This is a genomic window from Kordia jejudonensis, from assembly GCF_001005315.1.
GTDB classification, from domain to species: Bacteria; Bacteroidota; Bacteroidia; order Flavobacteriales; family Flavobacteriaceae; genus Kordia; species Kordia jejudonensis.
On sequence record NZ_LBMG01000044.1, the window covers coordinates 31,033 to 55,079 of the forward strand.

At 33.5% G+C, this 24,047-nt stretch carries 23 protein-coding genes; 7 read left to right on the plus strand and 16 right to left on the minus strand.

All coding sequences use genetic code 11. The annotated features are described in order from the left end of the window. Positions 1 to 73: 73 nt before the first annotated feature. From mdh to secDF, 5 genes are all read left to right on the plus strand, one after another. Positions 74 to 1,000 carry a malate dehydrogenase gene (mdh, locus tag AA089_RS18100; protein WP_046758402.1) on the plus strand — a complete coding sequence of 309 codons (927 nt, stop codon included), beginning with the start codon at positions 74 to 76 and terminating at the stop codon, positions 998 to 1,000. 289 nt (positions 1,001 to 1,289) lie between these two features. Continuing rightward, positions 1,290 to 1,943, plus strand: coding sequence for a hypothetical protein (locus tag AA089_RS18105; RefSeq protein WP_046758403.1), 654 nt, complete (start codon positions 1,290 to 1,292; stop codon positions 1,941 to 1,943). 131 nt (positions 1,944 to 2,074) lie between these two features. Then, on the plus strand, positions 2,075 to 3,028 hold the full coding sequence (locus AA089_RS18110; protein WP_156169104.1) for a SecDF P1 head subdomain-containing protein: 954 nt from the start codon (positions 2,075 to 2,077) through the stop codon (positions 3,026 to 3,028). Between the two features lie 158 nt (positions 3,029 to 3,186). Beyond that, positions 3,187 to 3,819, plus strand: a complete 633-nt coding sequence (locus AA089_RS18115) for a hypothetical protein (RefSeq protein ID WP_046758405.1) — start codon at positions 3,187 to 3,189, stop codon at positions 3,817 to 3,819. A 154-nt stretch (positions 3,820 to 3,973) separates the two neighbouring features. Further along, positions 3,974 to 7,030 carry a protein translocase subunit SecDF gene (gene secDF, locus AA089_RS18120; RefSeq protein WP_046758406.1) on the plus strand — a complete coding sequence of 1,019 codons (3,057 nt, stop codon included), beginning with the start codon at positions 3,974 to 3,976 and terminating at the stop codon, positions 7,028 to 7,030. Positions 7,031 to 7,211: 181 nt separating this feature from the next. On the opposite strand, the gene AA089_RS25690 is transcribed toward secDF, so the two are convergent. From AA089_RS25690 to folE, 16 genes are all read right to left on the minus strand, one after another. After that, complete coding sequence (locus tag AA089_RS25690; protein WP_262495029.1) at positions 7,212 to 7,337, minus strand: hypothetical protein; 126 nt, start codon at positions 7,335 to 7,337, stop codon at positions 7,212 to 7,214. A gap of 33 nt (positions 7,338 to 7,370) precedes the next feature. Then, on the minus strand, positions 7,371 to 7,895 hold the full coding sequence (locus AA089_RS18125) for a tetratricopeptide repeat protein (protein WP_082113315.1): 525 nt from the start codon (positions 7,893 to 7,895) through the stop codon (positions 7,371 to 7,373). A 116-nt stretch (positions 7,896 to 8,011) separates the two neighbouring features. Continuing rightward, entirely contained in the window at positions 8,012 to 8,458 is a 447-nt protein-coding gene (locus AA089_RS18130; RefSeq protein ID WP_046758408.1) for a hypothetical protein, read from the minus strand. 136 nt (positions 8,459 to 8,594) lie between these two features. Beyond that, positions 8,595 to 9,119, minus strand: coding sequence for a hypothetical protein (locus tag AA089_RS18135; RefSeq protein ID WP_046758409.1), 525 nt, complete (start codon positions 9,117 to 9,119; stop codon positions 8,595 to 8,597). Positions 9,120 to 9,246: 127 nt separating this feature from the next. Then, positions 9,247 to 9,903, minus strand: coding sequence for a hypothetical protein (locus tag AA089_RS18140; protein WP_156169106.1), 657 nt, complete (start codon positions 9,901 to 9,903; stop codon positions 9,247 to 9,249). A gap of 161 nt (positions 9,904 to 10,064) precedes the next feature. Further along, positions 10,065 to 10,742 carry a CPBP family intramembrane glutamic endopeptidase gene (locus tag AA089_RS18145; RefSeq protein ID WP_046758411.1) on the minus strand — a complete coding sequence of 226 codons (678 nt, stop codon included), beginning with the start codon at positions 10,740 to 10,742 and terminating at the stop codon, positions 10,065 to 10,067. A 225-nt stretch (positions 10,743 to 10,967) separates the two neighbouring features. Next, positions 10,968 to 12,317 (minus strand): hypothetical protein, encoded by a 1,350-nt coding sequence (locus tag AA089_RS18150; RefSeq protein ID WP_046758412.1) that lies wholly within the window; start codon positions 12,315 to 12,317, stop codon positions 10,968 to 10,970. Positions 12,318 to 12,505: 188 nt separating this feature from the next. Continuing rightward, positions 12,506 to 12,667 (minus strand): tyrosine-type recombinase/integrase, encoded by a 162-nt coding sequence (locus AA089_RS25830; RefSeq protein WP_082113316.1) that lies wholly within the window; start codon positions 12,665 to 12,667, stop codon positions 12,506 to 12,508. A 130-nt stretch (positions 12,668 to 12,797) separates the two neighbouring features. Continuing rightward, positions 12,798 to 13,982, minus strand: coding sequence for a glycosyltransferase family 2 protein (locus tag AA089_RS18155; protein WP_046758413.1), 1,185 nt, complete (start codon positions 13,980 to 13,982; stop codon positions 12,798 to 12,800). Positions 13,983 to 13,985: 3 nt separating this feature from the next. Beyond that, positions 13,986 to 14,123 (minus strand): hypothetical protein, encoded by a 138-nt coding sequence (locus AA089_RS24950; RefSeq protein WP_156169108.1) that lies wholly within the window; start codon positions 14,121 to 14,123, stop codon positions 13,986 to 13,988. A gap of 99 nt (positions 14,124 to 14,222) precedes the next feature. After that, positions 14,223 to 14,699: a DUF192 domain-containing protein gene (locus AA089_RS18160; protein WP_046758414.1), complete on the minus strand. Its 477-nt coding sequence runs from the start codon at positions 14,697 to 14,699 to the stop codon at positions 14,223 to 14,225. Further along, the gene (gene lgt / locus AA089_RS18165; protein ID WP_046758415.1) at positions 14,696 to 15,559 is read right to left on the minus strand and encodes a prolipoprotein diacylglyceryl transferase; all 864 of its coding nucleotides are present in this window, start codon (positions 15,557 to 15,559) and stop codon (positions 14,696 to 14,698) included. The genes AA089_RS18160 and lgt overlap by 4 nt, the downstream gene beginning before the upstream one ends. A 163-nt stretch (positions 15,560 to 15,722) precedes the next feature. Beyond that, entirely contained in the window at positions 15,723 to 15,971 is a 249-nt protein-coding gene (gene yidD / locus AA089_RS18170) for a membrane protein insertion efficiency factor YidD (protein ID WP_046758416.1), read from the minus strand. A 5-nt stretch (positions 15,972 to 15,976) separates the two neighbouring features. Then, on the minus strand, positions 15,977 to 16,669 hold the full coding sequence (locus AA089_RS18175; RefSeq protein ID WP_046758417.1) for a hypothetical protein: 693 nt from the start codon (positions 16,667 to 16,669) through the stop codon (positions 15,977 to 15,979). A gap of 38 nt (positions 16,670 to 16,707) precedes the next feature. Continuing rightward, a complete protein-coding gene (cysS, locus tag AA089_RS18180) occupies positions 16,708 to 18,192 on the minus strand; it encodes a cysteine--tRNA ligase (protein ID WP_046758418.1) in 1,485 nt (494 codons plus the stop codon). Positions 18,193 to 18,215: 23 nt separating this feature from the next. Then, positions 18,216 to 18,896 (minus strand): GTP cyclohydrolase I FolE, encoded by a 681-nt coding sequence (folE, locus tag AA089_RS18185; protein WP_046758419.1) that lies wholly within the window; start codon positions 18,894 to 18,896, stop codon positions 18,216 to 18,218. A 376-nt stretch (positions 18,897 to 19,272) separates the two neighbouring features. Between folE and AA089_RS23880 the strand changes: the two genes are divergently transcribed. Together AA089_RS23880 and AA089_RS25595 are read left to right on the plus strand one after the other, a co-directional pair. Beyond that, the gene (locus tag AA089_RS23880; RefSeq protein ID WP_156169110.1) at positions 19,273 to 19,692 is read left to right on the plus strand and encodes a hypothetical protein; all 420 of its coding nucleotides are present in this window, start codon (positions 19,273 to 19,275) and stop codon (positions 19,690 to 19,692) included. A gap of 16 nt (positions 19,693 to 19,708) precedes the next feature. After that, the coding region (locus AA089_RS25595) for a PKD domain-containing protein (protein WP_241480012.1) at positions 19,709 to 24,047 on the plus strand (4,339 nt) is incomplete at its 3' end.

Below are 24,047 nucleotides of genomic sequence, written 5' to 3' on the forward strand. Positions count from 1 at the left end.
TTGGTTTTTTTCTAAAGAGGAGATTAATTTGTACTTTTGCAGCTTATAAACAATACATAAAAATAATAAGAATATGAAAGTTACAGTTGTAGGAGCAGGAGCCGTTGGTGCTAGTTGCGCAGAATATATCGCGATTAAAAACTTTGCTTCAGAAGTCGTTTTATTAGATATCAAAGAAGGATATGCAGAAGGAAAAGCTATGGATTTGATGCAAACTGCTTCTTTGAATGGTTTTGATACAAAAATCACAGGAAGTACAAGCGACTACGCAAAAACAGCTGGTAGCGATATTTGTGTTATTACTTCAGGAATTCCACGTAAACCAGGAATGACACGTGAAGAATTAATCGGAATTAACGCTGGAATTGTAAAATCAGTTTCTGCTAGTTTAATTGAGCATTCTCCAAATACAATCATCATTGTCGTGAGTAATCCAATGGATACAATGACATATTTAGTTCACAAAACAACAGGATTGCCTAAAAACAGAATCATCGGAATGGGTGGAGCTTTAGACAGTGCGCGTTTCAAATACAGATTAGCGGAAGCTTTAGAAGCGCCAATTTCGGATGTTGATGGAATGGTAATCGGTGGACACAGTGACAAAGGAATGGTTCCGTTAACGGCACATGCTACACGTAACAGTGTAAAAGTTTCTGAATTCTTATCAGAAGACCGTTTAAATCAAGTAAAAGAAGATACGAAAGTTGGTGGAGCAACCCTAACAAAATTATTAGGAACTTCAGCTTGGTACGCTCCAGGAGCAGCAGTTTCAGGATTGGTTCAAGCAATTGCTTGTGATCAAAAGAAAATGTTCCCTTGTTCAGTATTATTAGATGGAGAATACGGATTAAACGATTTATGTATCGGAGTTCCTGTAATCTTAGGAAGAAACGGAATTGAAAGTATCGTTGAAATCGATTTAAGCGATGCTGAAAAAGCACATATGGAAGAAAGTGCTGCAGGTGTTAAGAAAACAAACGGATTATTAGAATTATAAATTCGATATCAATATACTACTATAAAATCCTCATGATTATCTGTCGTGAGGATTTTTAGTTATGAACTCGTTTAAACTTTTCGGATTTAGGCGAAAATTAGCAGTTTTAAGTGCTGTTGACAGCTTTTTTGAGTTTCATAGCAGCGCTACGGAACGAAAAAAAGGTAAAAGCAGGGCTGAAAAGAGCAATTTTTTAGCAAATTAAAAAAGTTTAAACGAGTTCTATAAGTCAATGTAACATTCATACACAATACAACACACATACCAATAAGAACTTAAAAAATATAGAATGAAAAAAATAATTATTGCAATCGCATTACTCTCTAGTATTACAGTTTTTGCTCAAAAGAAAATCACGGAAGGAAAAATTATTGCTACACAAACAATGTCAACTGACAACGAAGAAATGCAAAAACAGTTTGCTGCCATGGGAAGTGTAGAATCTGTTGCACACTTTAAAGGTGAAAATTCGCGTACCGTAATTGAAAATCCAACAACAGGTAAAGTAGCAACAGTGATAAATGCTGATACAAACGAGATGTTAATGGTTATGGACAATCCAATGTTGGGTAAAATGTATATGCTGAAAAAAAATCTTGTCGAAGCAAAAGACATGAAGAATATTAAAGTAACCAAAGGAACTGAAACAAAAACGGTTTTAGGATATACATGTCAACAATACTTCGTTGAGAACACAAAAAACGGAACTACCGTAAAAATGGAAATATTTACTACAGAAGAAATTCCTATAATATCGCCGCAAACATTGGAATATGGAGATAAAATAAAAGGTTTTCCTTTATATCTTGTCATTGAAATGAATCAAATGGGAATTGATATGAAAATTGCAACGGAAGTTACGGAGATCAAAGAAGAAAAAGTTTCTGAAAGTTTATTCAGTACTGTACCGCCAGAAGGTTACAAAAATATGGAAGACCAATAAACTTCTAATACACCTACTATAAAGAGGTTGTCCCAAAAGCATCAGAAAGCGTCATTCAGTGTATGATTCGGTTTGATGAAAATTTCGCTTTTTAGACAGCCTTTTCTTATTCATAATAAATGATAGATTTCATGAAAAAAATATACATTATAAATCTTGCCGTCGTACTAATCGTGTTGCTAACTGCTTGTGAAGGAATTTTTTCAGGTTACCAGCACCAAATGCAACTAGAAATTGTAGCTGATCATGTAGATCAAAATCAATTAGAAAAAACAAAAGAAGTCATTCAAAAACGCTTGCGCAAGCTAGGTGGAAATAACATAGAAATCTTGGGTAAAAACAAAAAATTGACTGTGAATTATGAAATAGGAGGCGATTCAATATTGGTTTGGCAAAGTTTTCAAATGGTAGGAAAGCTGGAGTTTTTTAAAGTGCATTCGTCTAAAAATGAATTATTTACACATCTTGAAACAACATTCAAACCTCGCATGAAAGATACTTTAGTCGATAGTAATAACGCAACAAAAATTACTACAATTGAGGTTTTTGATTATATCGGAATGACGCCTGCACCAACCGAAGACTATATATTTGGCTATGTAGCAGCAGAAAATAAATTGCGTGTTGCCTCACTTTTAGTAGACAAAGAACCTGTATTCATACCATCGATTGGTAAAAAAATAAAATTTTTATTTGGGAAGAAAACTAACGGTACATTTCCAGTATATGCATTGGTTGTTGCCTCAGAAAACAAAGCTCCTTTAGATGGAAGTTATGTTGTAAATGCCGCAGCAAGAGAAACACATTTTCAAGGAAACTATGTAGTAAGTTTTCAATTGAATGATGAAGGCGCATTAATTTGGGAACAACTCACAGAAGACGCATATCAAACACGATCAAATATTGCCATTGTCATAGATGGTCTTGTATATTCAGCGCCATTTGTTACTTCTGGACCAATATCAGGCGGACGATCTGAAATTTCAGGAAGCTTTACACAATCAGAAGCCACTATTCTAGCAAGTGTTATTCATTCGGGAGCGCTTCCAAAGGTGAAAATTTCTGAAATGAAAAGTATCCAATAAGTAGTTCAATCCTATAAAATAATAGCCTAACCTAGAATAAACAATATAAATGCTTCATTGACTAAAAAAGAATGAGTAGTCATGTCATATTCAATATTTTAATGAAATTAATTGTATAAAGATTACTAAAATGCAGTCTTTATTTTTATATTTGGCGGATGATTGCAAAAAAGTATTTTAGTGCTTTAGTCATACTTATTACACTCCTTGGTTTTTACACGAAGCAAACTCCTGTGCCAAATCAGGAAATTGTACTTCAATTTGTAGATCAAGCAGTCGTAGTTGAAGATTCACAAAATATCATTGATGCGATCAAATCGCAATTACAATCAGTAGGTGTTACGGACATTCAAGTTACCGAGCAAGAAAATGGTATCTTAAAAATAGCATACTACAGTGACGCTGAGGTAGCAGACATTAAAAAAATACTTGCTGCCAACGGAATTCATTCTGAAAAAGATTCTCAAGAACTTCCCAACAACAAAAAAGTAGTTGCGTTTCAAAACGATGGCAATGTAGAAACTTTCAAACTAGATGTATACGAAATACAAACGTCGTTAAATCCATATGCAGGAGTTCATGGAAAGTACATCTTAGCTTTACAAAAAGAATACGACAAATCGCCAAATCCAAACTCATTTGGAAACACGCATACATTCTTTACGGGAGAATTTAAAAACACCATTGCATTAGCGTATACAGAATCAACCTATACAACGATTCTGAAAGAAAACATTTCATACGAAATTCCTGATGTGCGCGCAGGACCTACTTCTTCTTTACATTCTTAAACTCAATTGAACACGGTTCAATTAAAAGCAGCCATTCTCTATTGGGTAAAAGGTTGTTTCATCACAATTAAATCACGAAAAAAATAATTGTCAAATCATACGGTAAATTATATATTTGCTCGTTTTAAAAAAATTTGACCAAAAATATTGAATAATGCAGAACAAAGGATTAATAAAATTGTTTGCCATTTTATTCGGATTGGTAAGTATTTACCAATTATCGTTTACGTTTATCACGAATAAAATTGAAAAAGAAGCAAAAACCTATGCGGTAGCGCAAGTACCAAAACCAACTGAAGGTGCTGATACTAAAGAAAACTCAGCAAAAAGAGCACTTGTTGAAAAACAGTATTTAGATTCTATTGATGTAAACGAACCAATAAGTTATGGTTTCACATCATTTACATACTCTGAAGCTAAAGACAAGGAATTAAACAAAGGATTAGACCTTAAAGGTGGAATCAACGTAATTCTTCAAATTTCTGTAAAAGATATCTTAAGAGGACTTACGAATCAAACAGAAAATGAAACGTTTAACAAAGCGTTAGAAAGAGCTGATGTATTACAAGCTGAAGCACAAGAAGATTACGTAGAATCGTTCTTTAGAGCCTTTGACGAGTTGAAGCCAGAAGGTTTGTTATTGGCAGATCCAGATATTTTCTTTACACAAGCGTTAGAAGAAGATATTCCAACGTTTAATACACCTGACAATGATGTAAAACGTGTTATTAGACAAAAAATAAATGAGTCTATCATTTCTGCAAAAGAAGTACTAAACAAACGTATTGATGAATTTGGTGTTACACAACCAAACATTCAACGTTTAGGAACTTCAGGTCGTATCTTAATTGAATTACCAGGTGCGAAAGATGTAATTCGTATTGAAAAGTTATTGCAAACAACTGCCGAATTAGAATTCTGGAAAACGTATAACGATAACTCAAAACTAAGTACGTTCTTCGCAGCAGCGAATGAAAAACTAAAAGAACTTCCTCAATATGCTTCTCAAAATGAAGACAAAAAAGAAGAAGCTACAGAAACTACAGAAGGAGAAGAAGAGCAAAAAGCAGAAGACTTATTAACGTCTACTGAAGAAGATAGCTTAGCTGTTGTAAATCCATTATTCGACAGAATTAACTTCACTTTCCAAGGTGGAGGAATTGTTGGTAAAGTAAAAGAAGCAGACAAAGACACTGTGATGAAATTGCTTAACAATGATCTTATCAAGCAAGTGAAGCCAGCAGAATTACGTGCTATTCGTTTCGCATTTGGTAAAGAAAAAGATGATCTAGGATTCCAAGATTTATATGTATTAGAAGGAGAAAGAAAAGGCGCTAAGATAGAGCCTCAAATGAAAGGTGATGTAATTGATGCAGCGAGCCAAGGATTTGCACAAGACGGGAAAGCAAACGTGAACATGCAAAAGAACGGAATTGGAGCAAAGCAATGGGAAAAATTAACCGAAGAAGTACATAAAGAAAGAGGATTTATTGCCATTGTTTTAGATAACATTGTATACTCTGCACCAAGTGTAAACAACGGAAAAATCTCAGGAGGAAACTCTCAAATTTCTGGAAACTTCACAATTAACGAAGCGCAAGATTTAGCAAACGTATTACGTGCGGGTAAATTACCTGCTACAGCAGATATCTTACAGTCGGAAGTTGTAGGTCCATCATTAGGACAAGAAGCAATTGATAGCGGTTTAATGTCGTTCCTTATTGCATTAGTATTAGTGTTAGTTTGGATGATTTTCTACTACGGTAGAGCTGGTATATTTGCAGATGTTGCCTTAGTATTCAATATTCTATTAATATTTGGTGTATTGGCAAACTTAGGAGCTGTATTAACACTTCCTGGTATTGCTGGTATTGTATTAACCATTGGTATGTCGGTGGATGCAAACGTACTTCTGTACGAACGTGTTCGTGAAGAATTAGCCAAGGGTAAAACGTTGAAAGAAGCTATCAACCATGCGTTTAGCTGGAAAGGAGCCATGTCTTCTATTTTGGATGCGAACATTACAACAGGATTAACAGCCTTAATCTTATTCCTATTCGGAACAGGACCAATTAAAGGTTTCGCAACTACTTTATTAATCGGTATTTTCACTTCATTATTTACAGCAATCTTTATCACACGTTTGTTAATTGACTGGTATATTGAAAAAGGAAACACATTAGCATTCTCTACAGGAGCAACGAAAAACTTATTTAGAAACAATACTGTTGAGTTCTTGAAAAAGCGTAAAGTAGCGTATATCATTTCTGGAGCAGTAATACTAATAGGATTAGGATCTATTATCTTTGGAAACCAGTTAAATCAAGGTGTTGATTTTGTCGGAGGACGTTCATACCAAGTTCGTTTTGAAGGAACTACAAGTCCACAAGATGTAAAAGCTGAATTAGAAAAACAATTTGTAGTTGATGGTGCTGTCGTTTCTCCTGAAGTAAAAACATTTGGAGAAGACAATCAGTTAAAAATTACTACGAAATATAAGGTGAATGAAACTGGAACTGAAGTTGATGATGAAATCAAGGAAAACTTATTTAATGGGTTAAAATCATTCTTACCAAAAGATATGACGTTGGATAAATTTGTTGATGGAGCAGAAGACAAGCAAGTCGGAATCATGAAATCTATTAAAGTTGGACCAACGATTGCGGATGATATCAAAAAAGATTCATTCTGGGCAGTATTAGGTTCGTTAGTAGTGGTATTCTTATACATTTTATTACGATTCAGAAGATGGCAATTCTCGCTTGGAGCGGTAATCGCGGTATTCCACGATGTATTAATTGTATTAGGAATCTTCTCATTAGCTTGGAAATATGTACCATTTACCATGGAAATCAACCAAGCATTCATTGCGGCAATATTAACCGTAATTGGATACTCGCTGAATGATACCGTGGTTGTATTTGATAGAATCCGTGAATTTATGGACGAGCGTCCAACTTGGAAACTAAGCAAGGTGGTAAATGCGGCATTAAACAGTACCTTAAGTAGAACGCTGAATACCTCGTTAACTACGTTAGTTGTATTATTAGCGATCTTTATCTTCGGTGGAGAATCTATTCGTGGATTTATGTTTGCCTTAATTGTAGGTGTTATTGTAGGTACATATTCATCTATGTTCATTGCAACTCCTGTAATGTTTGATACGATCAAAAAAGGAGATATCAACAAAGGATTAGAAGAAGCTGAATAAGCAATTTCATATAACATTCATAAAAAACGCCACTCAATTGAGTGGCGTTTTTTGTTTTTAAAAATATACTATTGATATATCAAAAAGCTACTTATGACAGATAATTACTGAATTTTCACAAGTTACGTTTGTTACATTTCATGTTGATTGTGCTTTTCTTCCTTTAGTTATTTCAAAAGGTTCATTTATCTATTTTTTCCAATAATTCCTTTGCGTCAATCATTCCGTGTTTTGAAGCTTCGGTCAGAAATTTTCTCGCATTCAGCGTGTCATTCAATTCGTAGTATGCTTCTCCAATCCAACTCAATGCATCTGGTAATTCGTAGTTGTATTTGATAGCTTATTTCAAATCTTTTATTCCCTTTGCGTATTCTTTCAAGTACACATATGAAATTCCACGTTCAAACTCAATTTCGTGTTTGCGAACATAATAATCCGATTCCTTGTCCCAGTCGTTTGAGAAATTTATCTCAAGATAGATACTGTCAGATTTAATTGCTCCCATAGAGTTCAATGCCTCAGTATAAAATTCGATAGATTTTTTATAATCTTTTAATCGCTTATAATTGTTTCCGATGTTCATTAGAGCGAGCGTATTGTCAGAATCATATTTTAGGATTAGTTTGTAATCTTTAATCGCTCCACTATAATCATTTAGCGCAGATTTGTCCGAACCTCTATTCAATAATGCAGGTTTTAAGTCAGGTTTTTTCTCAATTGCTTTATCCAAAAAAACAATCGCCTCTCGGTATTTTCCTTGTTCTTCAAGTTCGTAAGCCAAATTGTAATAATCTTCGGCTGTTTTAAAGTCACAAGAACTCAACAGAAGTGAAATCGATAGTATGTAGATTAAATTTTTCGGCATTACTTACAATGTGTTTGTGTATGGTCAGTTGTGTGGTTAAGCAACTAATTTAATAAACAAAAACTTGCCAGAGAAAATTCCGAAGTAATTTTCCAAATAAGCACTTACCAAAGCAATTAATTATCCATGGTGTTGGTATTAGTTTTTTTCATTCGTTCCCTATCTTTAGGGTTTTCTATATAATGTTTTACTCTTCTATGCTTACCTAATCTGTAAAAAGAATAGAATTCAGACATTAAAGCACCTTCTGAGCATTGAATTTTATTTCCATTTTCAATAATTAATATTTCAGTGTCAGTTTCTTGGCAAAAGGTTAAAAAGTATCTTAGTCCATGCAAGCTATATCCAGCTGATTTTTCCAATGGTTTTATTACACAATGAATTTCAACAATGAGAAAGTTTTCAAGTTCAGTTTTTATATACTTTAGAAAAAAACCATCTTTAGTTAAATAAATTTCCGAATTCTGTTTTTCATTTAATTCAATAAGAGGGTTGAAAAATTTTTCAACTTTACTTTTTTCAATTGGACTAACAGTTTGTAGTTTGAATTTTGGTATTTCCATTATGCTCGTTATTCCAAATTAATGACAACGTGTTTGTATAAGATTAGTTGCGTGTTTTAGCACCTAGTTTAGCAAATAAGTCACAGATAGAAAATCCGCGAGGACTTTCGTAAATAATTGAGAAACTAGCAATTAATTATACACGGTGTTGTAGCACGTTTTTATTTTCTATTGTTATAAATTCAGATGTTATAAATTTTTCAAATCTTTTTACGCCATTCCTGATTTTCAATATTCCAATTAAATAAAATATTAAAAATACAGGTCCAAATATAGCTAAAAGCCCAAAGGAATCTTTTTTAAGAGCGTCAATAAATACAAGACCAAAAATTAGAGAAATACCTAAAAACCATAATAATATAAACCAATTCCAACCGATTATACTTATATTCATTTCAGTTTTCTTAGGACAATATTTTATTTTTCCGTTTGCACTTGCGAAAGAACCACCAGTAATTGACTTTGAGCCAAGTCTTAACCAGAAACTGTCTTTATTAACATTTCCGTAAAATTCTTTTTGTTGGCTATCAAATATGTCAAAAAAGAAGAGTCTATTTGGTTTAACTTTCTGTTCTAAAAGTTGAGTGAATTCAGACTTTTCCATTTTCACAGTCAAATTCAAGTTTTTTTTTAATCCAAAAGTTTCTAAAATACTACCCATTTTGTTTTTGTCAAATGCGCTGCGTTGTTGTATATTGTTAGTTGTGTGGTTAAGCAACTAAGTTAACAAACAAATCACAGATAGAAAATTCCAGCGGAATTTTCGTAAGTCGGCAGTAAACTAATAATTAATTATGCGCAGTGTTTCCAATGGTATTTTTCCTTATTAATTTCCTTCGCTTATATTCGTAAATAATTAATGGACTTTTTTCATTTGACGAGTCTTTATTAATTTTCATTATTATTTCTTTCTCATTTAGTTCAATGTCATATTTAAAAAACTTTTCATTGTTATATTCAATTCCGTCACTGTTGTGTCCCCAGGTATTTTCATAATTAGATATTTCTTCGTTAAAAATAATTTCCATCTTATGAAGGTCAAAAACTGCCAAATATTCACTATTTCCTTTTAAGCCTAAATCTGCGTGAGACCATTCCCATTCTTGACTGAAAAAAATAATTAATTCTTTATAGTTATTTTTATTCAGCTGGACTCTTGAAATACTATCAATCTTTTCATAATCTGTCAACTTGAATGTGATAAATTTTCCACATTTTTTCAAAGCAACTGAATAGGATTCATTTTCAAGGTTTTGTATTAAATAACCTAAAGGATTTTGTATTGTGTCAATTATTTTAAATTCTTTTATATCAATATGTTTTATTTGCTTTGTTACAATCTTTTTTGGTGTAATTATGTTATTTCGTGAATTTAGATTTTCGTCAATTTGACCAAATACACAAGTAGAAATAAATGATGTAAATAGTATTGTGAGTAATCTCATTTTCATATTACTGGCAACGTGTTTGTATATGTTTTGTTGTGTGAGTCAAGCACTAAAGTTAGCAAATAAATCACAGATAGAAAATCCGCGAGGACTTTCGTAAGTAGGCTAGAACTAGCAATAAATTATATACGGTGTTAGGCACTGGTTTTTTATTCAATTCAGACGATGTAAACCATGATATTCCAAAACATATGAAATACAATAGATGGTCCAATTGATTTAGATTTTAAATATAGAATTCCAGATATTATTCCACCAAATATTGTCAAATAGAATAAATGCCAATTTTCTTTTGATGATTCCAATATCAAATTCATATAAGGCGAGTGAATTGAAGCAAACAATAGAGAAGCCAATAAAATTGCAATTATTTTATTTAGTTTTTTCTGTAAATTATTCTGAATATAATCTCTAAAGAAAAATTCTTCTCCGATAGGAATCATTAGGATAGCTGAAATCATATTTATATTCTTGAATTTTGGTAAGCCGTCAAATCTATACGTAATGTAATATTCAGTTCCGAATAACAAGTTGTAAATCCATTTTAGAGGCGTTTGCATAAATACAAATGAAATTCCCAAAACAAGGGCGAATAAATACCATTTTCGCTGAGTTTTTTTAATCAGATTTTTGAAATTCCGCTTTCTTATAAAATAGATAAAAATCAAAACTCCAATTAATTGTAAAGTTCCTTGAATCAATAAATAATATTTATAATAGCTTTTAAATCCAATCATTTCAGCTATTAGAACCCAAGAACCGATAAGTTCAATTCCAATAAGATAGAGTAGAGTAGCTAAAATGGCTTTTGGGATGCTTATCAATTCGTTATTCAATATCGTTGGTTTTTTCAGCTTGTGCCTAACGTTTAGTATAAGAAACGTAGGGCAGTTAAAAAGCACTTTCGTTTCGGTTTATTAATTAGCTAAATATAAATATTTTGCTTTTATCTTTTGTTCTATTAAACGCCAAATTTTATATTTAGCAGACTTTATTAATACTCACAGAACTTTTGGTTTAGCACAAACGCCCTATGTTTTTTTATACATTGTTACCTGCCGTTATTTTTCTTTTTTTTCTTCTTTTGGAATCAAGTTATGTGTAAATGAGTTATAAGGAAAATATCTAGGCATCTTGCTATGTATAAATTCATCCTCAAAGAAACATTGAGCAACTCTATCATCAAAGTAGGCTGGATTCAAAGGGATTTTAGCATTTGGATTATGAAATACAACAACTCCTTCTGACCAAGTTTCACCGCTTTTTTCGCTAACAGTATATGTAACAAGATGTGGTTTGTCAGCATTAGGGTCGTGATTATAAAAACTAGCCATTCTTTGTAAAATAGGAATATCGCTACCAAGTCCAGCTTGTTTTCCCATTCTATTAAATTTAGAGAGGGTTCCGCAAGACGAAAAAATTATTGCACTTACATTTTCTGAATTTGGTTGAAAGAAAAAACCACTTGGAATTTTTGTTCCATTTGGTTTTGTATAATTTCCAATTTTGACTGGTTTAATGGTGAGTTTTCCATTTTTATCAAATGAATGCTCATATTTATAACCATAAAGATAATCTGATAAAGCATTAAAAGTCCAAGTCATTGACATCGTATCGTGAAAATCCGCAATTGCAATTAAAAACGGTTTACCTTTCACGTGCTCTTTTTTCCAATACTCCTTTTTCATTTTATCAAACAAAGCACTCCCAAAAAGTAGTGGAACATCATTGTCAAGTTTTTCTTGAATTTCTTTAGACTCTTTAGGTTCGCTTTCTAATTCGGTTTTTCTACTAATAATAACCGCTTCTACAGCAATTTCTTGATTAAATTTTTCAATCATATAATCTGGAGCATTATAATTTCTTTTGAAAGAAAAGAATTGTTCTCTAAAAAAGCAGAACAAAAAAAGTTCCCAAACTCTGGAATCAAATCCGTTTATTGATTGAAATTGGTCAATAAAATTGCCGTCTATATCTTTGTAGTGGTAAGAAACTTCTTTTATAGTTTCTTTAGCCATTGATTGAGAAATATTAGATTTTAATAATTTATAAATTGGATGTTGCTTTTCTTCATTATTTAAATCTTGAAAGAGGTCAAAGTATTCGTGTTTATTATCGTGAAATACAATTGAATTGCTACCCATTTTTTCATCAATCCACTTTCTTGCTTCTTCAATAGTTGGAATGCTAACTTCAATTAATTCAGCTCTATATTGTTTAGATTTATCTCGTGATAGAATACAAACTGAAAAGTCATTATCTGTTAAGTCAAGTGTTATAAGTCCTAATAATCCACCATTTCCATTTGTGTAAAATTCTAATTCTTCTGAAAAATATCTGACAAATGGTTCTCTTGTGAAGAGAAGATATATGTCAAAAAGTTTTTTATTTATTGGATTTGCGTTTTTCATCTAATGGCAGGTAACGTATGTATATACCGAATTCGGTATATTTCTACTATAACCAAATACATTTATTTTTAAGAATTTAGTTATTTTTAAAACTACAATTTTCTTACCTAAAGTCAAAATCATCAAAAGGATTTTTAATACCAGTTTGAATAATATATGGATTTCTGTAGTTTTAGAATTTTGATGTCCTATATATATTGTATGTATCGCAGGCTGATTCCTTTTTTTAATAAATGCATCGCAAAACTATGTCTGAGTGTGTGTGAAGTTACATTTTTTGTAAGACCTGCTTCGTTACAATAGTTCTTTATAAATTTTATGAGTTTCTTAGTTCTTTCGGCTAAAGTTATATAACCGTTTTTCTACCTTAAACTTAGATTAATAAATGATGTGGATTCGAAAATTGTTAACGAAAATCTTCGCTATACTTCGGTAAAGAAAAGGTTGAAACTAATTTTTTATGTAGAATTGATGTTAAATTTAGATAGTTTGATCGTATTTTTTCTCTAGCGCAATTAACTTTTTCCAATGTGGATCGTGAACACGCGCTTTTTTAATGTATAATAGCGCTTGCGGTATATTATCTTTCTTCAAGAAAATAAAAGCATACAACAGTAGTGAATCGGCTTGTAAGTGTTTCTTATGTAGATTCAAAAATAGAATGCAACAAAAGTATAATTTTAGCGCATATAAAACACTAGCGATTTTATACACCTTATCTTTCTTTTCGCAATAACTCACGATGTACATTGCATTTTCAAAATCAATGGTTTTTGTAGAAGTTTTTAGTTTTAGATAATGTCTTAACGCTGAAAAAAACTTTTTTTTTTTGAAATAAAAATCGCCTAGTAACATTTGTACAATACTACTGTTTCTGGCTTTTGGAATATTTTTTAAAATACGGATCGCGTTATCCAATGCGCCATTTTCAGCATGGATTTGACTTTCAATAACGCGAGTTGCTACAGAAATTTTGTAGTTTTTCGTTTTAAAAGTATCAATAAGTTGTAGTGCTTTGGAATGCTGTTTAAAATACTTTAGCGTTTTTATTTTTTGATAGCGTAACCAATCGTCTGTTGGCTGTTTTTCTAAGTAGTGCTTTATTTGTGCTAGATATTTCTTTTGTTTTGATTGAACAAAACCGATATTCGAACTGATATGATGATCCAAATGACAATGCCGGTTTATAGATACAGGAATAGCATTTTCTATAAAATAATCATCCAGTCTTTCGTGAATTGGATAACGAAATGTAGCATTCGTTCTGCGTCTAAACAGTCGAATAATATGAACAGGAAATTGTACCTGTTTTAAGTCGTGATGCTGTCGGTATATTTCTTTTCTTGTGATAGAAAAAGCATCCGTTTTTGTAGCTGTTAAGTTTGATGCGAAATGTGAATCATACGTAAATACTTCATCAGCGTCAATAATTAATATCCATTCGCCTTTGGCTTTGGAAATAGTAAAATTTCTTGCATATGAAAAGTCATGAATCCATTCTTTAGTGTAAATATTTGCAGTATATTTTTTAGCAATTTCTAGTGTAGCATCCGTAGAAAAAGCATCTAATATAATAATCTCATCAGCGATATCCTTAATAGATTCAAGACAAGATTTTATGTTAGATGCTTCATTTTTTGTGATAATGCAAGCGGATAGTAACAAAAGTTACGAGTGATAAAAAGAAGCCACTTCATTTTGTTCTGCTTCGTCGCTTGCGCCACCAACAATTTTTGATGGATCACTAATACGTTTTTTCTTTGTTTTGTTGAAAAGTGTAGATGATAAATAATGTAATAGACTCATAATAGTTTCAGTTTTGTGATATCTAAATATACTAAAAAGAAATTAACTAACACGAATGTGAAGCGATTATGAAATATTGAAAAATGTATTTTTTATAATTTAATTCTTCTCAAAAGAGATAAAATCGCCAATTTCGAGCAACCATTTTTCAGCCAAGCCTGCATTTACTTCTAAGACATACATAGCAGGAATTTCAGAAGGTAATCCTGTAGTATCAAGTGGAATTGCATTTTCTTGAAAACTGACAATTTTTTTATTTTGATCTAAATAAATAATGTCCAAAGGAATGTAAGTGTTTTTCATGAAGAAATTACGAGGAAATTCCGCAGAAAATATAAATAACATTCCCTGATTTTCTTCCATCGATGTGCGATGCATTAAGCCCGTTTCACGCTCATAATTAGTTTCAGCAAACTCTACATCAAGTGTAACTACTTCGTCGCCATTGGCTTTATAAAGTGTTAGTTCGCCTTCTTTGGTAAACTTTATTTCAACCGTTTTTACTTTTCTATTTTCATCATTTTTACATGCAACAAAAGTAATGGTCAGGCAAAGTAGGAGGATAATTTTTCTCATGCTTTGGCTTCGCTATTTTTTGTTTTTCTAAACATAAAGTAGCATCCTGCAAGTACAAACGGAATACTGAGCCATTGTCCAGTCGTCAAGATATCGCCGAGTTTATCTTCAAATCCACCTTGGCTTTCTTTTACAAATTCTACAAAGAAACGAACCGTCCATAAGAGTACTAAAAACAAGCCGAAAATGTAACCGTGTTTTTCTTTTTTGTCCGTTTTCCAATATACATACCATAAAATGACAAATACAAACACATAGCAAATAGCTTCATATAATTGTGCTGGATGACGCGGAAGTGTTTCGCCTCTTCCTTTGAAAATAATACCAAAGTCTGATGTTGTGTATTTTCCAACAATTTCAGAATTGAAGAAATTCCCCAATCGTACAAAAACACCACCAATAGCGACAGGAATTACAATTCTATCTAAAATCCAAAGTAAGGTTTTATATTTGTATTTACGTCTGTATAAATACATCGCTGTAATGATTCCAATTGCGGCTCCGTGACTTGCCAATCCTGCAAAACCAGTAAATTTATAACCATCAATAAAGCCCATTAAGGTAGCATTTGGATCTGCTTTTATTGGTAGTAAAATTTCCACCAAATTATCTTGGTAATAGCCCCAATTGTAGAAGAAAACCTCTCCTAATCGTGCACCAAGTAACGTAGCAATTACGGTATACATAAACAAAGAGTCCAAATATTCTAAGGGAATTTTCTCAGCTTTGTAAATACGTTTCATGATCAAATAGCCCAAGGTAAACGCTATAATAAACATTAAACTGTAATATCTAATTTGAATTGGTCCTATACTGAATAAAATTTCACTAGGATTCCACGAAATACTTAAAAAGTGCATATGGAGTTATTTATAAAGTGTAAATATAGGCAAACGAAACGAAAATCAAAGTCCTAAAAAGTGAAAGGAATGTTATTTTTAATGAAAGTCAGTTTTGAAATAGTTTGCGCATTTTTGCTACCTATTATTTTGAAACTAAAAATGTATTTGAAACGCTTAACATTTAATCTGATTTCTTTTTAGGCAATTCGTCTGGCACAGGATCGTATCCGCTTCCGCCAAAAGGATGACAGCTAAAAATACGTTTTATCGCAAGTTTTCCACCGCGAAACAAACCGTGTTTTTGTAAAGCTTCTAACGAATATTGTGAACATGTGGGCGTGTATCGGCACGTTGCAGGTGTAAACGGCGAAATAGCGCCTTGATAAAAGCGAATCAGTAACACAAACGGATATATCAGTATTTTTTTAATGTTCTTTACTTTAAATTAGAAACACGAACGTTATTTAGATCTATAGAAAAATAGATGGTATCTCTGTAACCACTTTCAAATAACTTCTTTTTTAACGTATTATATTGCGCTTGATGTTCAGGTGTATATATAAGATATAGCGGATATTTACGTTCATTGACGGTTAGCATTACAGGAACAGTTGCAACTGATTTGTCGCTTAGTTTTACTTTCTCCATAAAAGCAAAATCTACCTTTTTATTGTTTGCTTCGCAGTATTCAGAAATTTTGGCAATAATACTCATCAAATCTAACTTCAACATGCCGCTAGTAGCTACATGTATATCTTTGATATGTAAAAAGTCAATATTTGTGTTAAAAATTTCGCCAACTTCAACCGTATTGTATTCTTCTTTATAATCAAAAATAAGTCCAGAAGCTAGTTGACTCTCTACATCATTTTTTAGCACAAATTTTCTGTACAATACAAACGGTAAGATGATGAAAAACATTGCAATGGCAATAACTAAACCTATGATTGATGATATGATAGCGCGTAGGCTAAAATTGGTTTTGAAATAATATTCCCAATAATTGCTAAGTGAATTTGTTGCAAATGTATATTGAATAATTTTTGTCAAATTCGAAAATTGAATGATAATATTGTACAAAACAATAATACCACCAACAATGAGGAAAATAATTCCTAAACCATCCATGGGATTTACGTTATTAAGTTAGTTATATGTGCAATACATTAATTGACAGAAAAAGAAGTGCCATCTTTTCCATCTTTTAATTGAATTCCTAAAGCCAATAATTCATCACGAATTTTATCAGAAGTTGCAAAGTCTTTATTGGCGCGTGCTTCGTTTCTAAGACTGATTAGTAATTCTACGACACCTGAGAGTGCATCGCCATCATCTGATGAACCGTTTTGTTGTTCTAATCCTAAAATATCAAAGACAAACGCATGCATGCTTTCTTTTAATGCCGCTAAATCTTCAGCGAGAATTGTTGCTTTTCCATCTTTCAATTGATTGATGTATTTTACTGCTTCAAACAAGTCTGCAATTAAAATAGGCGTGTTGAAATCGTCATTCATTGCATTGTAGCAATTGCGTTTCCACACTGAAAAATTAAAGCTTGTTTTATCGCCAACAGGCTGCAAACTTTCAAGCGTTTTCATTGCTTCCATCAACTTATTGAATCCTTTTTCAGAAGCCAATAAAGCGTCATTACTAAAGTCAAGAATGCTTCTGTAATGTGCTTGCATCATAAAGAAACGTGCTACGCTAGGCGCAAATCCTTTTGATAAGTTTTTGTTATTTCCAGTGAAAATTTCTCCAGGTAGAATATTATTTCCTGTCGATTTCGCCATTTTCTTACTGTTCATTGTCAGCATGTTAGCATGCATCCAATAGTTTACTGGCGACGTTCCTTTGGACGCTTCATTTTGTGCAATTTCACATTCGTGATGTGGAAATTTTAAGTCCATTCCGCCACCGTGAATATCAAATTGATCTCCTAAATATTTGGTGCTCATGGCTGTACATTCTAGGTGCCAACCTGGAAAACCATCACTCCAAGGAGATGGCCAACGCATGATGTGTGTCGGTTCGGCTTTTTTCCAAAGTGCAAAATCTTGTGGATTCTTCTTGTCACTTTGTCCATCTAAAACACGTGTATTGTGTACCAAATCTTCTACATTTCGCTTGCTTAGCTTTCCATAATGATTGGTTTCATTGAATTTTAAGACATCAAAATATACAGAACCATTTACTTCGTACGCAAATCCTTTTTCTATAATATCTTTTGTAATTTCAATTTGCTCAATGATATGTCCCGTTGCCGTTGGTTCAATGCTTGGCGGTAAAAAATTGAATTTTTGAAGAATGGTATGAAAATCAATAGTATATCGTTGTACAATTTCCATTGGTTCAAGTTGTTCCAAACGTGCTTTTTTGGCAATTTTATCTTCACCTTCTTCCGCATCATTTTCTAAATGTCCAGCATCTGTAATGTTTCGCACATAGCGAACTTTGTAGCCAAGATGTTTTAGATACCTAAAAATCATATCAAAAGACATGAACGTGCGTACGTTTCCTAAGTGAACATTGCTGTACACTGTAGGACCGCATACATACATTCCAACGTGACCTTCATTAATAGGTGTAAAAACTTCTTTTTCGTTTGTGAGGGAATTGTATATTTTCAGTTCTTGTTCTTGGTATAATTTCATGGTGTACTATAAAATGTGGTTGTTTAAAATTTTGTATCTAATTTAATATAATCTAGGAATTCTAGACGCGTTTTTTCATTTTTAAATTTTCCGCCAAATTCTGCTGTAACGGTGCTGCTTTCTATATCTCTGATTCCGCGAGAGTTAACACAAAGGTGTTTGGCATCAATAACACAGGCAACATCATCGGTTCCGAGTACTTTTTGTAGCTCTTTTACAACCTGAATGGTTAAGCGTTCTTGAACTTGTGGTCTTTTTGCGTAATAATCAACCACTCTATTCATTTTAGAAAGTCCTACGACAGTTCCGTTTGAGATATACGCAATGTGTGCTCTACCGACAATAGGAAGTAAATGGTGTTCACAGGTAGAATATACAGTGATGTTTTTTTCAACAAGCATTTCGTTGTACTTATACTTATTGTCAAAAGTGGACGCTTTTGGTTTTCTTTCAGGATGCAATCCGCCAAAAATTTCTTTGACAAACATTTTGGCAACTCTATTGGGTGTTCCTTTTAGGCTGTCATCTGTCATATCCAAGCCAAGCGTATGCATAATGTTAGCTACATCTTTTTTGATGCTTGCTATTTTTTCGTCGTCACTTAAATTAAAAGCATCTTCACGCAAAGGTGTATCATATGAAGACATCATATGATCGTCTCCTATAGCTTGTATTTCTTCTTCAAGCGCCTTATCTATTTTCATCTATTCGGTATTTCTTTAACGTAAGAAAAATTGTGATGTATTTTACTGATTTTACAGAAGATTTTAAATCTTCAAATTGCATAGTATCCTTACACAAGTTTTTTCTAAATTTAACAAGACAGCAAAGATAATTAATTATTGCATATGATTTCACGGAACGTGCCGTAAATAAATGTGTTAAAGAATTATGTATATCACAAAATTTTCTTAATTTTCCGCGTTTCAAAATATTTTTTTTAACCCAATGTCGGATTTATATAGACATTGTTGTTATATATATTAAGGAGCGTTATGAGTTGTTTTTAGGGCAAACTGTTAATGGCTTATAACATATAAAATACTATCGAAATACTAACACAACCAACACTATTTTATTATGCGTAGACTTTATGTATATGTGATGTTCTTGTTTATGGGATTGCTTGTTAATGCACAGTCTCAAAACAATGAAATCAGATTTAAAGCACATCAAATAGATAAATTAATAAAAGAAGTATACCAAGAAAAAGCGGAAACTATTATTTTCTCAGATAAAATTCGCTTTGACAGTTTCAAAAGACTTTTATTACACCGAATCACAATTTACAAGCAACAATTTAAGGAAGGAGAAGCGTATCAAAACCTTTCCAGTGTTCCTTTGTTGAAAACCTTCAATAGCAATCTTCACAAAGATTTTTCTTTTAATCAAAGTAGTTTCAATCCATTAAAGTACGACATCAATTTGTTTTCAAATGAAGATGTGATTTACAGAATTGACAAGCAACACATATTGTTTATTAAATCTCAAAAGAACTAACAAAAAAGCAGTACCAATGAAAAAAATAATAACTAGCCTTTTATTCTTATTGCCTTTTGTTGTTTTGAGTCAAGATTTCAATATGCAAAATGGCAATATTTCTCTTACCTGTGGAGATTCTCCAACATTTTTTGATACAGGCGGCGGCGGCGCAGGACAATATTCAAATAATGAAAATCTTGTCTTAACTATTTGTCCGTCCTCACCAGGAGAAAGAGTACAATTGGATTTCACGTCTTTTGGTCTTCAAAATGGAAGTGATTTTATGGATATTTTTGATGGAGATGACATAACGGCTCCATTACTCGGAAACTACACAGGAACGGCTTCGCCAGGAATTGTAGTGGCTTCAGGAACGAATCCTACAGGATGTTTAACAATCCGATTTGTGTCGGATAATGCAGGAGTAAATATTGGTTGGCAAGCTACAGTTACCTGCGCATGTCAGGAAATTATTGCCAATGTAGATAGTACAGTACCTGCTCTTGACGCTTCTAATATTGTGAATGCTGATATCGCTGAAACAATTACCTTTAATGGTAGTGGTACATTTTCTTCAGATGGAACAGGAGCAACGTATACTTGGGATTTTGGAGATGGAACACCAACCGTAAACGGACAAACAGTAACGCACGATTATCCAACTGCGGGCGTATATGTAGTAACGCTTACAATTACAGATGCAGAAGGTTGTCAAAATACAAATACCATTGATTTACGAGTCATTGTAGGTGCATCAACACCTGGAAATCCGTTTGTAGATGCAGGAGATGATGTCACATTAGATTGTGCAAGTTCGGGCTGTACTGACATTACCGCCGAATTTTTAAATATTGGAGAAACCAATACCTATCGAATTGATCAAATTCCGTTTGTACCACCATTTAACTTTAGTGGCTTAACAAACTCATTGAATCCAAATGCGGATGATAGATGGTCAGCAGTTGAAAATTTACCGTTCGATTTCTGTTTCTTTACCAATACCGAAACACAATTTCAAATTGGATCCAACGGAGTAGTTCGTTTTGATGTTGATCCTACTGACACGGCTAGTGGGTATGCATTTAGTCAAGATTTACCAAACAATACAAATGATGTACTTGGAGATGGAAATGTATTTCTTCCGATTCATGATATAGATCCTACACAAAGTAACTCTGAAGAAATAGCATGGGAAATTATTGGAACAGCACCAAACAGAGTATTGGCAGTTTCTTACTTTGAGGTACCTTTATATTCAAGTGCATGTAACAGTTTATTAGCGACGCATATGGTTGTTTTTTATGAAACAACAAACGTAATAGATATTTATATAAAAGATAAGCCAACATGTAATACTTGGCAAGGTGGCGCTACGGCACTTGGAATTCAAAATGATGCTGGAACAACAGCTTTTGTACCGCCAGGAAGAAACACTTCTGATTCTCCTTGGGTAACAAATGATGAAGCATGGCGATTTACACCAGCAGGAACGAGTGTTGTTGATTTCGCTTGGTTAGATTCAGCAGGAAACGTTGTAGGAACAACACCTACAATCAATGTTTGTCCGCCTTCAACAGAAGTATACACCGCACGTGTAATCTATACAAACTGTAATGGAGATACGGTAACAGTTACTGATGATGTTACTGTAGAAATTTTAGGAGACTTTGTAGTAGATTTAGGGCCAGACCAAAACTTATGTGATACAAGTACAGGAGATATAACGCTAGATGCAGATATTGGCTCACCAACAGCTACATACCAATGGGCTTTAGGTGGAACTGATATTGCAGGAGCAACAAACCCAACGTTTGTAGTTACAGGAATGACTGGCGGAACATACAGTGTTATCGTAACTGACAATGGTTGTGATATTGGAGACAGCGTAGTAATCACTTACGGAGCAGGACCAGCAGTTGTACAACCAGCTGATATGGTAGAATGTGATGACGCTTCAAATAATGGAACGGAAACTTTTGATTTAACAACTCAAATTCCACAAATTTTAGGGACACAAGATCCTACATTATTTGATGTAACTTTCCATCCAACACAAGCAGATGCAGATGCTAATACCGTTCCTATAGCAAATCCAGATGTATATATCAACGGCGCTTCACCAGAAACAATATTTGTAAGAGTTACTGAAATTTCTTCAGGATGTTTCTCCACAACTCAATTTGATGTCATTGTAAATATACAACCAATTGCAAACGTTCTAGCAGATATTACGGTTTGTGATGACGATACAAATGATGGAATTGAAACGTTTAACTTTGCAACATTACAACCATTAGTGCTAGGTACACAAGACGCTAATTTATTTACGGTTACGTTTCACCCAACACAAGCAGATGCTGACGCCAATACAAATCCGTTGGCAAACTCATATACAAATACAGCGCAATGTGAAATCATATATGTTCGTATAGAAAATGATGCGAATACTGACTGTTATGATACAACAAGTTTTGAAATTTGTGTAGATTATCAACCAACAGCTGCGCAACCAGCTAACATGGTGGTGTGTGATGATGCTTCAAATGACGGAATTGGAACCTTTGATTTTACAACGCAAATTGCAACCATAATTGGAACACAAAACATGGCAGATGTAGCGGTGACTTTTCACCCAACACCAGCAGATGCTAATAATAACACCGCAGCGTATTCAACAACATACACAGGACTTTCAACAACAATATACGTAAGAGTAAGTAGTACGGATGTAAATAATTTATGTTATGCGACAACAGACTTTGAAGTCAGAGTCGATCAAGTACCAACAGCAAATCCAATTGCAGATATAACAGTTTGTGATGATGCTTCAAATGATGGTGTTGAAGACTTTATATTAACAGATAATAACCTGCAAATATTAGGAACTCAAGATGCATCAGTATTCTCTGTTACCTACCACGGATCACAAGCAGATGCCGACTCAGGCGCAAATGAATTGCCAAGTCCATATACAAATGATCCTACGATAAGTAACTGTGAAATCATCTATGTACGTATTGCAAACAGTCTGAATAGTCTATGTTACGATACAACAAGCTTTGAAATCTGTGTAGATCCACAACCAACAGCGGCACAACCTGCTAATATGATTGTTTGTGATGATGCTTCAAACGATGGTAATGAAACGTTTGATCTTTCAACTCAGATCGCAACGATCATTGGAACACAAAACATGGCGGATGTAGCTGTTACATTCCATCCAACACCAGGTGATGCAAATCTTAATACAGGAGCGTTACCAACAACATACACAGGATCTTCAACAACAATATATGTAAGAGTAAGTAGTACAGATGTAAATAATTTATGTTTCGCAACCACAGATTTTGAAGTGCGTGTAAATCCTTTACCTGTAGTAGTACCGCTTTCAACATTAGAAGCATGTGATGATGATACGGATGGATTCATACCATTTAACTTAACGGATGCGGATGCAGAAATCATTGCAGCTCAGACATCTACAGATCCAATGGCAATTACATACTATGACAATCAAACAGATGCACTTGCAGGAACAGGAACACCACTAACTTCACCATACACAAATACTACAGCAGACAATGAAACGGTATTTGTTCGTATTGTAAATACGGTTACAGGTTGTGTTAATACAACAATGCTAAATCTACAAGTAAATGCTGGTATTGTAGCAACAACGCCAACAAATTTTACAGTATGTGATGATACCAATGGAGTCGACGACGACGGTTTAGGAGCATTTGATCTTACAACTAAAGATGCTGAAATTTTAGGTGCCTTAGCGGGAACAGCTACGGTAACATACTATACAAATCAACTAGCAGCCGAAACAGCAGATCCAGCTTTTGAAATCATTGGCTTGCATACAGCACCATCTCTAGAAACTGTATATGCTCGTGTAGAAGATACCACAACAGGTTGTTATGATGTAGTTGAATTTATCTTGCTAGTAGATCCGCTTCCAAACCTAGATAATATTCCTCCAATGATAGCCTGTGATGTGAACAATCCAACGGATATGATGGAAATGTTCGATCTAACTACGCATACAACTGTAGTTGAAAATGGGCAAGTAGGTCTTACAATATCATACCATTTAAGTGAAGCAGATGCTAATGCTAATGCAGGAGCAATTACTAATACAAATGGTACAGATGGTCAGTTCATATGGGTAAGAGCTGTGAATCTTCTCGGATGTATTCAAGTTGGAAGCTTTGAGTTGCAAGTACCGCAATTACCAGTCTTTGTCGCTCCAACTACGCTTGAAGCTTGTGACGATGAAACGGCGGATGGAATAGCACCAACGGACTTAACGGTTAAAAATGATGAAATCACGATTGCCAATCCAGATTTAAGTGTTTCGTATCACTTAA